This is a genomic window from Mycobacterium colombiense, from assembly GCF_003284975.1.
In the GTDB taxonomy this organism is placed as follows: Bacteria; Actinomycetota; Actinomycetes; order Mycobacteriales; family Mycobacteriaceae; genus Mycobacterium; species Mycobacterium europaeum_A.
The window spans coordinates 1-12,333 of the sequence record NZ_QMEU01000053.1 but is presented as its reverse complement, the minus strand read 5'-3'; the positions used below and the strand labels follow the sequence as shown (position 1 = coordinate 12,333).

Below are 12,333 nucleotides of genomic sequence, written 5' to 3'. Positions count from 1 at the left end.
GTTTAAGTCCACAACAGAATACGTGGCACCGCATGGTGATTTACGTCGCGATACCTGGTTTCCCGGCCTGCGCATTCGCTATCGTCTCGGCGGCATTTTTACCAACGCGCCGTAAGCGGTAGAGTTGCCGACGTGCAGCGGGTGCTCCTCCTCGGACGCCGCGACGGGGTCTGATCCAGACCGGCTTCCCGTCGCGGGTGTTCGCGACGCGCCGGTCTGAAGTTCCTTCTGATACCCCGGAGCAATCACTGTGACTTCCAATCCCGACGCATTCAGCTCGACACGCACCATCGTCTCGCCCGCGGGCCCACCAGCGCCCGGGCAGCCCACCTGGAACCCGCAGCGCGGCTCGTCGATGCCGGTCAACCGGTACCGGCCCTTCGCCGAAGAGGTCGAGCCCATCCGGTTACCCGACCGCACCTGGCCGGACCGGGTCATCGCTCATGCGCCGCTGTGGTGCGCGGTGGACCTGCGTGACGGCAATCAGGCGCTGATCGACCCGATGAGCCCGGCACGCAAGCGCCGCATGTTCGATCTGCTGGTTCGCATGGGCTACAAGGAAATCGAAGTCGGATTCCCGTCGGCCAGCCAGACCGACTACGACTTCGTCCGCGAAATCATCACCGACGGCGCCATCCCCGACGACGTCACCATCCAGGTGCTGACCCAGTGCCGGCCGGAGCTGATCGAGCGCACCTTCGAGGCGTGCGACGGCGCGCCGCAGGCCATCGTGCACTTCTACAACTCGACGTCGATCCTGCAACGCCGCGTCGTGTTCCGCGCCGACCGCGCCGCGGTGCAGGCCATCGCGACCGAAGGCGCCCGCAAGTGCGTCGAGCAGGCCGCCAAGTACCCCGGCACCCGGTGGCGGTTCGAGTACTCGCCGGAGTCCTACACCGGCACCGAGCTGGAATACGCCAAGCAGGTATGCGACGCCGTCGGCGAGATCATCGCGCCGACCCCGGACAATCCGATCATCTTCAACCTGCCCGCCACCGTCGAGATGGCCACGCCCAACGTCTACGCCGATTCGATCGAGTGGATGAGCCGCAACCTGGCCAACCGCGAATCGGTCATCCTGAGCCTGCACCCGCACAACGACCGCGGAACCGCCGTCGCCGCAGCCGAATTGGGCTTTTCTGCCGGGGCCGACCGCATCGAGGGCTGCCTGTTCGGCAACGGCGAGCGCACCGGCAACGTGTGCCTGGTGACGCTGGGGCTGAACCTGTTCTCCCGCGGCGTGGACCCGCAGATCGACTTCTCGAACATCGACGAGATCCGCCGCACCGTGGAGTACTGCAACCAGCTGCCGGTGCACGAACGGCACCCGTACGGCGGCGACCTGGTCTACACCGCGTTCTCCGGCAGCCACCAGGACGCCATCAACAAGGGCCTGGACCAGATGAAGGCCGACGCCGACGCCGCGGACAGCGACGTCGAGGACATGCTCTGGCAGGTGCCCTATCTGCCGATCGACCCCAAGGACGTCGGACGCACCTACGAGGCGGTGATCCGGGTCAACTCGCAGTCGGGCAAGGGCGGGGTGGCCTACATCATGAAGGCCGATCACGGCCTGGCCCTGCCGCGCCGGTTGCAGATCGAGTTCTCCCAGGTGGTGCAGAAGATCAGCGAAGGGGAAGGCGGCGAGGTCAGCCCCAAGGAGATGTGGGACGCCTTCTCCGAGGAGTATCTGGCCCCGGTCCTGCCGCTGGAGCGGATCAAGCAGCGCGTCGACGCGGCGGAGGACGACAGCGGGGTCACCCGCATCACCGCGACGGTCAAGATCAACGGGGTGGAGACCGAGATCAGCGGGCAGGGCAACGGCCCGCTGGCCGCGTTCGTGCACGCGCTCAGCGGTGTCGGCTTCGACGTGGCCGTCCTGGACTACTCCGAACACGCCATGAGCGCCGGCGACGACGCGCAGGCCGCTGCCTACGTGGAGGCGTCGGTGTCGATCGCGAGCGCGGCGCAGCCGGGCGAAGCGGGTCGGCACCCATCAGGTCCGGTGTCGATCGCGAGCGCGGCGCAGCCGGGCGAAGCGGGTCGGCACCCATCAGGTCCGGTGTCGATCGCGAACGCAGCGCAGCCGGACGAAGCGGGTCGGCACCCGTCAGGTCCCGTCGGCGGGCAGACGGTGTGGGGGGTCGGCATAGCGCCGTCCATCACCTCGGCGTCGCTGCGCGCGGTCGTGTCGGCGGTCAACCGCGCCGCTCGCGGGTGATCAATCAGCGCTAAAGCGGGGACTCGCCGCCACGGCGCCGTGGCGGCGAGTCCCCCGCTGATGGGCCCTGAACGCTAAACGGCGAGCAGCCACTCGAGAACTCGCGGCAGTGCGTCCCAGGCGATGCGCGGCGGCCGGCTCAGAAGTAATGCCGTCGGCCGCCGACCGCCCGCCCGGTGCTTCCCAGGACCGCCAGGATTGCTCCGATCACAACGAGGATGATCCCGAGGGTCCACAAGATGGACATCTTGAGCAGAAATCCCGCGATCAGCAGGACGATACCGAGAATGATCATGGTGCGCCTTCCCCTTGAAATGCCTGACTGCTTGGTTCGGCCGGTTGCCCGACGCTGAGCTCAGTCGACCACCCTTAAGGGGGGTACCAACACACCCTTAGGTAGGTAATCTCGTCGGCATGCCACCCGAGTCGCGATCCCGAGCGCCGATCACCGTCGCGCTCGTCGACGACTACGACGTGGTCGTCAAGGGCGTAGCCAACATGTTGGACCCGTACCGAGACCGCGTCGTCATCGCAGAACTCGACTCCACCATGCCCGTCGATGACGCGGTCGACATCGTGCTGTACGACTCATTCGCCCAACCCGAGTCCGATCACGAAGAGATCGGAATTCTGGTTGCCAACCCGCGAGCGCGCCGAGTCGTCGTGTATACGTGGAACTTTCACCCCAATCTCATCGACAGCGCACGGCAGCGCGGCGCGCGAGGCTATCTCTCGAAGACTCTTCCGGCGCGCGAGCTGGTTGCCGCTTTAGAGGCCGTGCATTCGGGTGAAGTGGTCATCAGTCCGGTGGCCGGCCGGGCGCGCAGCGCGCCCGGGCTGGACTGGCCGGGTCGCGGTGAAGGACTCAGCGATCGCGAAGCGGAGATCCTGGCGCTGATCACCCAGGGTAAGAGCAACGCGGACGTGGCGCGGTTGACCTACCTGAGTCCTAACACCGTGAAGTCCTACATTCGGACGATCTATCGCAAGCTCGACCTCGGCAGTCGCACCCAGGCCGTGCTGTGGGGCGTCGAGCACGGATTCGCTCCCGACCATCACCGCATCGAACACTGGCACGGCGGCCCCTGACGGGCAAAGCAGTTGTTAGAACAGCGCGAGCTGCTGGTCCAGCGCGCGGACGTCGGTGAATTCGTCCATGCTGGTGCCGCCGATCACGGCGCCGAGACAGGCCATGAACTGCGCGTCGGAGAGCACCGGCACCCCCAACTGCCGCGCGAGGTAGCCCTTGCCCTGCTCGGGGGCGGGGTCGTTGCAAACCACCAGCGAGGTCTCCCGGTCGACGGCGTCACTGTAGGCCAGCCCGGCATGCAGGATCCGTTCCACGAGTTCCTCGTGGGTGCGGCCGACCTCGGTGGCCAGCGCCACGCGCATGCCCTGCACCAGCGGTCGGCCGCCGACGTAGGGGCCCGGGTTCAGATAGGGGCACGGCATTCGGGACGCGAGCACCTTCAGCGGGCGCAGCTCGTCGTGGGTGACGCGGCCGTTCGGCCAGCGGCGCCGGGTCACCGGGTGGATCGGCAACCAGATGTCGCCCTCGCGGGCGAGCTTGAGCGCCGAAGCCAGCACACCGGTCAGCACCATCGCGTCGTCGAAGGCATCGTGCGGCCGCTCCTGGGTGACGCCCCAGTGCGCCGCGAGCGTCTCCAACCGCAAGTTGTCGATGCCGAGGTCCAGCCGCCGGGCCAGCTCCACAGTGCACATGACGCTGTCGACGGGCAGTTCGGTCTCGGCCAGTTCGGCTTCGGCGGCAAGAAACGCGTAGTCGAACGCCACGTTGTGGGCCACCAGGGTGCGCCCGCGCAGCACCTCGGCCACGTCGCCGGCGATGTCGGCGAATTGCGGCTGGTCTTCCAGCATGGCGGCGGTCAGGCCGTGCACATGGGTGGGGCCCGGGTCCACGCCGGGGTTGAGCAGGCTCACCACCGAGTGCTCGACGTTGCCGTCGGCGTCCAGGCCGAGCGCGGCCACGCTGATGATCCGCGCCTGGCCTGGCCGGAAGCCCGAGGTCTCGACGTCAACGACGGCCCAGCCCGCGGCCGGCTCGCTGGCCGGCCGACCCCAGGGCACCCCGCTCATGCACTGAGGATGGCACGGCCGACCGACATCACCCGGTCGAAAGACGCCGTGTCGGGGTGGCACATTTAAACTTCCGGGGTGGTTACCACCCGTGCCCGTCTGGCCCTCGCCGCAGGGGCGAGCGCGCGCTGGGCATCGCGGGTGACCGGCCGCGGCGCCGGGGCGATGATCGGCGGCCTGATCGCGATGACGCTGGACCGCTCGGTGCTCCGGCAACTCGCCGCGGGACGGCGCACCGTCATCGTCACCGGCACCAACGGCAAATCCACCACCACCCGCATGACGTCGGCCGCGCTGGCGACGCTCGGTTCGGTAGCCACCAACGCCGAGGGCGCCAACATGGACGCCGGCCTGGTCGCCGCGCTGGCCGCCAACCGGGATGCGCCGCTGGCGGCCCTGGAAGTCGACGAAATGCACGTCCCGCACGTGTCCGACGCCGTCGATCCCGGTGTCGTCGTGCTGCTCAACCTGTCGCGCGACCAGCTGGACCGGGTCGGCGAGATCAACGTCATCGAACGGACCCTGCGCGCGGGCCTGGCCCGGCGCCCCGGGGTGGTCGTCGTGGCCAACTGCGACGACGTGCTGATGACGTCGGCCGCCTACGACAGCCCGAATGTGGTGTGGGTGGCCGCGGGTGGGTCGTGGTCGAACGACTCGGTCAGTTGCCCGCGCAGCGGCGAGGTCATCGTCCGCGACCGGGGCCACTGGTATTCCACGGGCGCGGACTTCAAACGCCCCAGCCCGCAGTGGTGGTTCGACGACGAGACCCTCTACGGACCCGACGGCCTGTCGCTGCCGATGCGGCTGGCGCTGCCCGGAGCGGTCAACCGGGGCAACGCCGCCCAGGCCGTCGCGGCCGCCGTGGCGTTGGGCGCCGATCCCGGCAAGGCGGTGGTGGCCGTCTCGGCGGTCGACGAGGTGGCGGGGCGGTATCGGACCGTGCGGGTCGGCGCGCACCAGGTGCGCATCCTGCTGGCCAAGAATCCCGCCGGCTGGCAGGAGGCGCTGTCGATGGTGGACAAGCACGCGGCCGGGGTGGTCATCTCGGTCAACGGCCAGGTGCCCGACGGAGAGGACCTGTCGTGGCTCTGGGACGTGCGGTTCGAGCACTTCGAAGAGACCGCGGTGGTAGCCGCCGGCGAACGCGGCACCGACCTGGCGGTGCGCCTCGGCTACGCGGGCGTCGAGCACACCCTGGTGCACGACACCGTCGCCGCGATCGCGTCGTGCCCGCCCGGACGGGTGGAGGTCGTCGCCAACTACACGGCGTTCCTGCAGCTGCAACGGGCATTGGCGCGCCATGGCTGACTCGGTGGTACGGATCGGGCTGGTGCTGCCCGACGTGATGGGCACCTACGGGGACGGCGGCAACGCGCTGGTGCTGCGGCAACGGCTCCGGCTGCGCGGCATCGCCGCCGAGATCGTCGAGATCACGCTGGCCGACCCCGTTCCGGAGTCGCTGGACCTCTACACGCTGGGCGGCGCGGAGGACTACGCGCAGCGCCTGGCCACCCGGCACCTGATCAAATACCCGGGCCTGCAGCGCGCCGCGGACCGGGGCGCGCCGGTGCTGGCGATCTGCGCGGCCGTTCAGGTGCTGGGGCACTGGTATGAAACGTCGGCCGGGGAACGCGTCGACGGCGTGGGCATGCTGGACGCGACGACGTCGCCGCAAGAGGCGCGCACCATCGGCGAGCTGGCGACCAAGCCGCTGCTGGCGGGCCTGACCGAGCGCCTCACCGGTTTCGAGAACCACCGCGGCGGCACCGTGCTGGGGCCGGCGGCGTCCCCGCTGGGCGCGGTGGTCAAGGGCGCGGGCAACCGGCGCGGCGACGGCGTCGACGGCGCTGTGCAGGGCAGCGTGATCGCGACCTACATGCACGGGCCATGCCTGGCCCGCAACCCGCAACTGGCCGACCTGCTGCTCGGCGCGGTGGTCGGTGAGCTGCCGCCGCTGCCGATGCCGGAGGTGGACTTGCTGCGCCGCGAACGGTTAGCCGCGCGCTAGGACGAAACGAGATGACGAAGATCAGCCACAGACTTACCGCCGGCGCCGCGTTGACCGCCGCGTTCCTCGCGTCGTCGGCACCGGCGCACGCCAACCCCGAAGTGCTGAACGGCCGGTACAACGTGCTCTACACGGACAACGACAAACCAACCGCCTGGCTTTTCGTCCCGTGCGGATCGGACTGCACCCGGGCGACCTCCCAAGATGGCGGGACGTTGGTCACCAGCTGGGAGTTCCACCTCGCCGACGGGCGGTGGACGCACAGCGGCACGGCCCAGGCGCAGTGCCCGAACGGCGTAATCGCTCCGGTGACCGTCGACTACAGCTTCGATGCCGTGTCGCTCGCCGGCGAGGGCCAGCAGACGACGACGGACGCGTGTGGCGGAGAGCCTGGGAAGACCGTCACCCGGCCGTTCCAGTTGAGCAAGGCCTGACGAACGTCAGACCATCGCCCGGCGCCCGGCGAGGGCGCGACCAAGCGTCAACTCGTCGGCGAATTCCAGGTCCCCGCCCATCGGCAGCCCCGACGCGATCCGGGTCACGGTCAGGCCGGGGATGTCGCGCAGCATCCGCACCAGGTAGGTGGCCGTCGCCTCGCCCTCGGTGTTCGGGTCGGTGGCGATGATCACCTCGGTGATGTCGACGTCGTCGACCCGCTCGCCGATTCGGCTCAACAGCTCGCGGATCCGCAGCTGATCGGGCCCCACCCCGGACAGCGGATCGAGCGCACCGCCCAAAACGTGGTAGCGGCCGCGGAACTCGCGGGTGCGCTCGACGGCCTGGACGTCCTTGGGCTCCTCGACCACGCACACCTGCGAGCCGTCCCGGCGGGGATCCGCGCAGATCCGGCACCGCTCGTTGTCGGAGACGTTGCCGCACACCGCACAGAACCGCACGCCGTCGCGCACCTTGGCCAACACCGCGGTCAGCCGGTCGATATCCGGCGGTTCCACCGACAACAGGTGGAACGCGATGCGCTGGGCGCTCTTGGGCCCGATGCCCGGCAGCTTGCCGAGCTCGTCGATCAAATCCTGGACGGGTCCTTCGAACATGACGGTGATGGAGAGCCTAAAGCCCCTGCGCCGGCGCGGGCGGTTGCCCCGGCGGGGGACCGAAGCCGCCGGCCAGCGACCCCAACCGCTCCTGGGCCATCCGGGTGACCTGCTTGGAGGCGTCCCCCATCGCACCGACGATCAAGTCCTGCAGGGTCTCGACGTCCGACGGGTCGACGACCGACGGGTCGATCTTCACCGCGACCACCTCGCCGCTGCCCTTGACGACGACCTCCACCAAACCCCCGCCGGCCTGACCATGCACCTCGGCGTTCGCCAGGTGTTGCTGGGCTTCCATGAGCTTTTGCTGCATCTGCTGCGCCTGGGCGAGCAGCGCCGACATGTCGCCTCCGGGTTGCATGACAATCCCCTCGCATCTTGGTCTCGAGTTGGTTTCGCTCGTGAGTCTCCGGCGATTCGAAACACCCAGCGTAGACCGCTCGGCGTTAGCTTTGCGCCGTGGACCTACGACTGAGCAGACGTGTCGGGATCAAATTGGCGGTCGGTGTGCTCGTCGCCGCTTCGACGGCGATCATGCCGACCGCGACGGCGGTCCCGTCCAACATCGCCGGCATGGTGGTTTTCATCGACCCGGGCCATAACGGCTCCAACGACGGCTCCATCAACCGTCAGGTGCCCACCGGCCGCGGCGGCACCAAGGACTGCCAGACCAGCGGGACCGCGACCAACAGCGGCTACATGGAGCACAGCTTCACCTGGAACACCGCGCTGCGGGTGCGCGCCGAACTGAGCGCCCTCGGCGTGCGGACCGCGCTGTCCCGCGCCAACGACACCGGCCTGGGGCCGTGCGTCGACGAACGCGCGAACGCGGCGAACGCGCTGCATCCCAACGCGGTCCTGTCCATTCACGCCGACGGCGGTCCGCCGTCCGGGCGGGGATTCCACGTCAACTACTCGGCGCCGCCGCTCAACCAGGTGCAGGCGGGCCCGTCGGTGCAGTACGCGCGGATCATGCGCGACCAGCTGCAGGGCTCGGGCATCCCGCCGGCCAATTACATCGGCCAGAACGGTCTGTACGGCCGCTCGGATCTGACCGGCCTGAACCTGGCGCAGTACCCGTCGATCCTGGTCGAGTGCGGCAACATGAAGAATCCGGCCGACTCGGCGCTGATGGAATCCGCCGAGGGCCGGCAGAAGTACGCCGACGCACTGGTCCGGGGCGTCGCGGGGTTCCTGGCCTCGCAGGGTCAGGCGCGCTGAGTCGGAGTGCGCGCCGGCTAGCTCTCCAGTTCCTTCTTCAGGTTGGCCAGCACCTCGCCCTGAATCCTCTTCAGCCCCAACGGCGCAAAGGTCTTTTCGAAAAAGCCCTTCACGCCGCCGGCCCCGGTCCAGGTGGTCTTCACGGTGACGCTGGAGCCGGGCCCGGCGGGGGCCACCGTCCAGTTGATGATCATCGACGAGTTCGCGTCCTTCTCGATGACGGTGTGCCCGGCCACGTCGACGTTGGCCTGCACGTCGCGCACGCGTGACTTGGTGGCCTGCAGCTTCCACTTGGCGACCGTGCCCGCGCCTTGACCGCCCTGCACCACCTGGTAGTCGCTGTACTGCGGCGACAGGATCTTCGGGCGGACGTTCTGGTAGTCCGCGACGGCGGCAAGGGTTGCCGCGGGCTCCGCGTTGATCAAGATGGTGCTCTCTGCGCTCACCTGTCCCAAGGCGACCCCTCCTCATGCTGATTTCCGCCGGTACCGCCCGCTTGCGATTGGTGCACGGGCTGTTGTCGAAGACTAGGGTATATCTGGTGCCTGTCCTTGGATCTGCACTCTCGGCCCACAAGTACGGCGTCGACCGGATGATGGCAAGTTATCGATCCATCCCGGAAACGTCGGCCGTCCGGCTGGCCAAACCGACGTCAAATCTGTTCCGCGCCCGCACCAAACGCGATGCCCCGGGCCTGGACACGTCGGGACTGACCGGGGTTCTGAGGGTGGATCCCGAAACCCGCACCGCCGACGTGGCCGGCATGTGCACGTACGCGGACCTGGTCGCCGCGACGCTGCCCTACGGCCTGTCGCCACTGGTCGTCCCCCAGCTCAAGACCATCACGCTCGGCGGCGCGGTCAGCGGACTGGGTATCGAGTCGTCGTCGTTTCGCAACGGGCTCCCGCATGAATCCGTGCTGGAGATGGACATCCTCACCGGCGCTGGCGATTTGCTCACCGCGTCGCGCTCCCAGCACGCAGATCTTTTCCGTGCCTTCCCAAATTCCTATGGGACGCTTGGCTATTCGACGCGGCTTCGGATCGAGCTGGAGCCCGTCGCGCCGTTCGTGGCGCTGCGCCACATCCGATTCCGCTCACTGGTGGATCTGGTCGCGGCGGCCGAACGCATCATCGACACCGGTGGGCAGGGCGGGACGCCGGTGGACTACCTCGACGGCGTGGTCTTCAGCGCCGACGAAAGCTACCTGTGCGTGGGCCGGCGGACCACCACTCCCGGCCCGGTCAGCGACTACACCGGCCGCGACATCTATTACCAGTCCATCCGGCACGAGTCGGCCGGCGTGGAAGCCACCAAGGACGACCGGCTGACCATGAACGACTACTTCTGGCGCTGGGACACCGACTGGTTCTGGTGCTCGCGCGCCTTCGGCGTCCAGGACCCGCGGCTGCGCCGCTGGTGGCCGCGCCGCTATCGGCGCAGCAGCTTCTACTGGAAGCTCATCGCGATGGATCAGCGGTTCGGCATCGCCGACCGGATCGAGAAGCGCAACGGCCGCCCACCGCGCGAACGGGTGGTGCAAGACGTCGAGGTGCCGGTCGAACGAACCTGCGAGTTTTTGGAATGGTTCCTCGACAGCGTCCCCATTACGCCAATCTGGTTGTGCCCGTTGCGGTTACGCGACCACGGCGGCTGGCCGCTGTATCCGATGCGGCCGGATCACACCTACGTCAACGTCGGCTTCTGGTCGTCGGTGCCGGCCGGCTCATGCGAGGGCGCCACCAACCGGATGATCGAAGCCAAGGTGAGCGAGCTCGACGGGCACAAGTCGCTGTACTCCGACTCCTTCTACTCCCGCGAGGATTTCGACGAGTTGTACGGCGGCGAGGCCTACAACACCGTCAAGAAAACCTACGACCCCGATTCTCGTCTACTCGACCTCTACGCAAAGGCGGTGCAACGGCGATGACTTCAGTCAGGGAGACCAAAGAACCGCACCGGTCGTCGACGGGCAAACTCAGCATGGCCGAAATTTTGGAGGTCTTCGCCGCGACCGGGCGACATCCGCTGAGGTTCACCGCCTACGACGGCAGCATCGCCGGAAGCGAGGACGCCGAACTGGGTCTGGATCTTCGCACTCCCCGCGGCGCGACCTACCTGGCCACCGCGCCCGGCGAGCTCGGCCTGGCCCGCGCCTATGTGGCGGGCGACCTGCAGGCGTACGGCGTGCATCCGGGTGATCCGTACCAACTGCTCAAGACGTTGACCGATCGGGTCGAATTCAAGCGGCCGCCGGCGCGGGTGCTGGCCAACGTCGTCCGTTCGCTGGGCTTCGAGCGCTTGTTGCCGGTGGCGCCACCACCCCAGGAAACCCGGCCCCGGTGGCGCCGGGTCGCCGACGGGCTGATGCACAGCAAGACCCGCGACGCCGAGGCCATCCATCACCACTACGACGTCTCCAACACCTTCTACGAACTCGTGCTGGGCCCGTCGATGACCTACACCTGCGCGGTGTACCCCGACGCCGAGGCGACGCTGGAAGACGCGCAGCAGAACAAGTACCGGCTGATCTTCGAGAAGTTGCGGCTGCAGCCGGGCGACCGGTTGCTCGACGTGGGGTGCGGCTGGGGCGGGATGGTGCGCTACGCCGCACGCCGCGGCGTGCGGGCCACCGGCGCCACCCTGTCGGCCGAGCAGGCGAAGTGGGCGCAGCGGGCGATCGCCGACGAGGGGCTGGCGGAGCTCGCCGAGGTGCGGCACTCCGACTACCGCGACGTCGGCGAAGTGCAGTTCGACGCCGTCTCCTCGATCGGGCTGACCGAGCACATCGGCGTCAAGAATTACCCGGCCTACTTCGGCTTCCTGAAGTCGAAACTGCGCACCGGCGGTCTGCTGCTCAACCACTGCATCACCCGCCACGACAACACCTCGACCTCGTTCGCCGGCGGGTTCACCGATCGCTACGTCTTCCCGGACGGGGAGCTCACCGGCTCGGGCCGCATCACCAGCGACATCCAGGACGCGGGCTTCGAGGTGCTGCATGCGGAGAACTTCCGCCATCACTACGCGATGACGCTGCGCGACTGGTGCCGCAATCTGGTCGAGCACTGGGACGCGGCCGTCGCCGAGGTCGGCTTGCCGACCGCCAAGGTGTGGGGTCTGTACATGGCGGCATCCCGGGTGGCGTTCGAGCAGAACAACCTTCAGCTGCATCACGTGCTGGCCGCCAAGGTGGACCCGCGCGGCGACGACGACCTGCCGCTGCGGCCGTGGTGGACGCCCTGACCCGCTCGCCCCGGCTAGCCGTTGTCGATCCGGCGGGCGCCCAGCTCGTTCTGTAGCAATTCCAGCGCGACCTCTTCGGGGTCGCGGCGCGGCGCCGACGGCTCGTTGCGGACCGCTTCGGCAAGCATGTGTTCCTCTTCGTCGCGCCGCGCGGAGTCCGCGTCGGGTGCGGGTTCCGGCGCGCTGGGAACGGCCGGGCCACTCCCCCCGCTGGTGGGCGGGGGCGTCGGCGCGGAGGCCGGCGCGCCCGCCTCACACCGCACCCGCCAGTCGACGCCGAGCGCGTCTTTGAGCGCCTCGGCGATGACGTCGGCGTTGCGCTGTTCGCAGAGCCTTTTGGCCAGCGGCGCCGACTCATGGCTCAGCACCAGCGTGTTGCCCTCGAGGGCCCGGACGGTCGCACCGGCGAGCATCACCTCGGTGGTGCGGCTGCGCTGACGGACCTTTTCGCGCACCGTCGGCCACATGCTGCGCACCGCGGCGGTGTT

The 12,333-nt window shown here is 68.6% G+C and carries 13 protein-coding genes and 1 pseudogene; 8 read left to right on the top strand and 6 right to left on the bottom strand.

Features of this window, described 5'->3' with window-relative positions; all coding sequences use genetic code 11:
* The first annotated feature begins 250 nt into the window (after nt 1-250).
* Complete coding sequence (gene leuA, locus DQP58_RS16790) at nt 251-2,221, top strand: 2-isopropylmalate synthase (RefSeq protein WP_430916169.1); 1,971 nt, start codon at nt 251-253, stop codon at nt 2,219-2,221.
* A gap of 139 nt (nt 2,222-2,360) precedes the next feature.
* Here the strand turns inward: leuA and DQP58_RS26830 are convergent, their stop codons facing one another.
* Nucleotides 2,361-2,516, bottom strand: a complete 156-nt coding sequence (locus DQP58_RS26830) for a DUF6131 family protein (protein WP_165827896.1) — start codon at nt 2,514-2,516, stop codon at nt 2,361-2,363.
* A 119-nt stretch (nt 2,517-2,635) separates the two neighbouring features.
* Here DQP58_RS26830 and DQP58_RS16785 point away from each other — a divergent pair, with 119 nt between their 5' ends.
* Nucleotides 2,636-3,310 (top strand): LuxR C-terminal-related transcriptional regulator, encoded by a 675-nt coding sequence (locus tag DQP58_RS16785; protein WP_112709421.1) that lies wholly within the window; start codon nt 2,636-2,638, stop codon nt 3,308-3,310.
* 15 nt (nt 3,311-3,325) lie between these two features.
* On the opposite strand, the gene DQP58_RS16780 is transcribed toward DQP58_RS16785, so the two are convergent.
* On the bottom strand, nt 3,326-4,318 hold the full coding sequence (locus DQP58_RS16780; RefSeq protein ID WP_112709420.1) for a DEDDh family exonuclease: 993 nt from the start codon (nt 4,316-4,318) through the stop codon (nt 3,326-3,328).
* Nucleotides 4,319-4,396: 78 nt separating this feature from the next.
* On the opposite strand from DQP58_RS16780, the gene DQP58_RS16775 reads away from it, so the two are divergent.
* From DQP58_RS16775 to DQP58_RS16765, 3 genes are read left to right on the top strand one after another with little or no spacing between them, the layout of a single operon-like run.
* Nucleotides 4,397-5,626, top strand: a complete 1,230-nt coding sequence (locus DQP58_RS16775) for a Mur ligase family protein (protein ID WP_112709419.1) — start codon at nt 4,397-4,399, stop codon at nt 5,624-5,626.
* A gap of 4 nt (nt 5,627-5,630) precedes the next feature.
* Entirely contained in the window at nt 5,631-6,326 is a 696-nt protein-coding gene (locus DQP58_RS16770) for a type 1 glutamine amidotransferase (RefSeq protein ID WP_112709439.1), read from the top strand.
* Nucleotides 6,327-6,337: 11 nt separating this feature from the next.
* On the top strand, nt 6,338-6,760 hold the full coding sequence (locus DQP58_RS16765; protein WP_112709418.1) for a hypothetical protein: 423 nt from the start codon (nt 6,338-6,340) through the stop codon (nt 6,758-6,760).
* Between the two features lie 6 nt (nt 6,761-6,766).
* Here DQP58_RS16765 and recR read toward each other — a convergent pair whose 3' ends face one another.
* Both recR and DQP58_RS16755 read right to left on the bottom strand, forming a co-directional pair.
* On the bottom strand, nt 6,767-7,378 hold the full coding sequence (gene recR / locus DQP58_RS16760) for a recombination mediator RecR (RefSeq protein ID WP_008263246.1): 612 nt from the start codon (nt 7,376-7,378) through the stop codon (nt 6,767-6,769).
* A gap of 16 nt (nt 7,379-7,394) precedes the next feature.
* On the bottom strand, nt 7,395-7,739 hold the full coding sequence (locus DQP58_RS16755; protein WP_112709417.1) for a YbaB/EbfC family nucleoid-associated protein: 345 nt from the start codon (nt 7,737-7,739) through the stop codon (nt 7,395-7,397).
* 98 nt (nt 7,740-7,837) lie between these two features.
* Between DQP58_RS16755 and DQP58_RS16750 the strand changes: the two genes are divergently transcribed.
* A complete protein-coding gene (locus DQP58_RS16750; protein ID WP_205869451.1) occupies nt 7,838-8,599 on the top strand; it encodes an Rv3717 family N-acetylmuramoyl-L-alanine amidase in 762 nt (253 codons plus the stop codon).
* 17 nt (nt 8,600-8,616) lie between these two features.
* On the opposite strand, the gene DQP58_RS16745 is transcribed toward DQP58_RS16750, so the two are convergent.
* The gene (locus tag DQP58_RS16745) at nt 8,617-9,054 is read right to left on the bottom strand and encodes an SRPBCC family protein (RefSeq protein WP_112709415.1); all 438 of its coding nucleotides are present in this window, start codon (nt 9,052-9,054) and stop codon (nt 8,617-8,619) included.
* Nucleotides 9,055-9,137: 83 nt separating this feature from the next.
* Between DQP58_RS16745 and DQP58_RS16740 the strand changes: the two genes are divergently transcribed.
* Nucleotides 9,138-10,529: an FAD-binding oxidoreductase gene (locus tag DQP58_RS16740; RefSeq protein WP_205869452.1), complete on the top strand. Its 1,392-nt coding sequence runs from the start codon at nt 9,138-9,140 to the stop codon at nt 10,527-10,529.
* Nucleotides 10,526-11,845 (top strand): class I SAM-dependent methyltransferase, encoded by a 1,320-nt coding sequence (locus DQP58_RS16735; protein WP_205869450.1) that lies wholly within the window; start codon nt 10,526-10,528, stop codon nt 11,843-11,845. Before DQP58_RS16740 ends, DQP58_RS16735 begins: the two co-directional genes overlap by 4 nt.
* Nucleotides 11,846-11,859: 14 nt before the next feature.
* On the opposite strand, the pseudogene DQP58_RS16730 reads toward DQP58_RS16735, so the two are convergent.
* Nucleotides 11,860-12,333, bottom strand: a pseudogene (locus DQP58_RS16730) (DNA polymerase III subunit gamma/tau); the annotation flags it as partial.

What these genes read in the sequence shown, in the direction of transcription:
- DQP58_RS26830 (WP_165827896.1), bottom strand. Translation starts at nt 2,516, where the DNA reads ATGATCATTCTCGGTATCGTCCTGCTGATCGCGGGATTTCTGCTCAAG.
- DQP58_RS16785 (WP_112709421.1), top strand. Translation starts at nt 2,636, where the DNA reads ATGCCACCCGAGTCGCGATCCCGAGCGCCGATCACCGTCGCGCTCGTC.
- DQP58_RS16780 (WP_112709420.1), bottom strand. Translation starts at nt 4,318, where the DNA reads ATGAGCGGGGTGCCCTGGGGTCGGCCGGCCAGCGAGCCGGCCGCGGGC.
- DQP58_RS16765 (WP_112709418.1), top strand. Translation starts at nt 6,338, where the DNA reads ATGACGAAGATCAGCCACAGACTTACCGCCGGCGCCGCGTTGACCGCC.
- recR (WP_008263246.1), bottom strand. Translation starts at nt 7,378, where the DNA reads ATGTTCGAAGGACCCGTCCAGGATTTGATCGACGAGCTCGGCAAGCTG.
- DQP58_RS16755 (WP_112709417.1), bottom strand. Translation starts at nt 7,739, where the DNA reads ATGCAACCCGGAGGCGACATGTCGGCGCTGCTCGCCCAGGCGCAGCAG.
- DQP58_RS16735 (WP_205869450.1), top strand. Translation starts at nt 10,526, where the DNA reads ATGACTTCAGTCAGGGAGACCAAAGAACCGCACCGGTCGTCGACGGGC.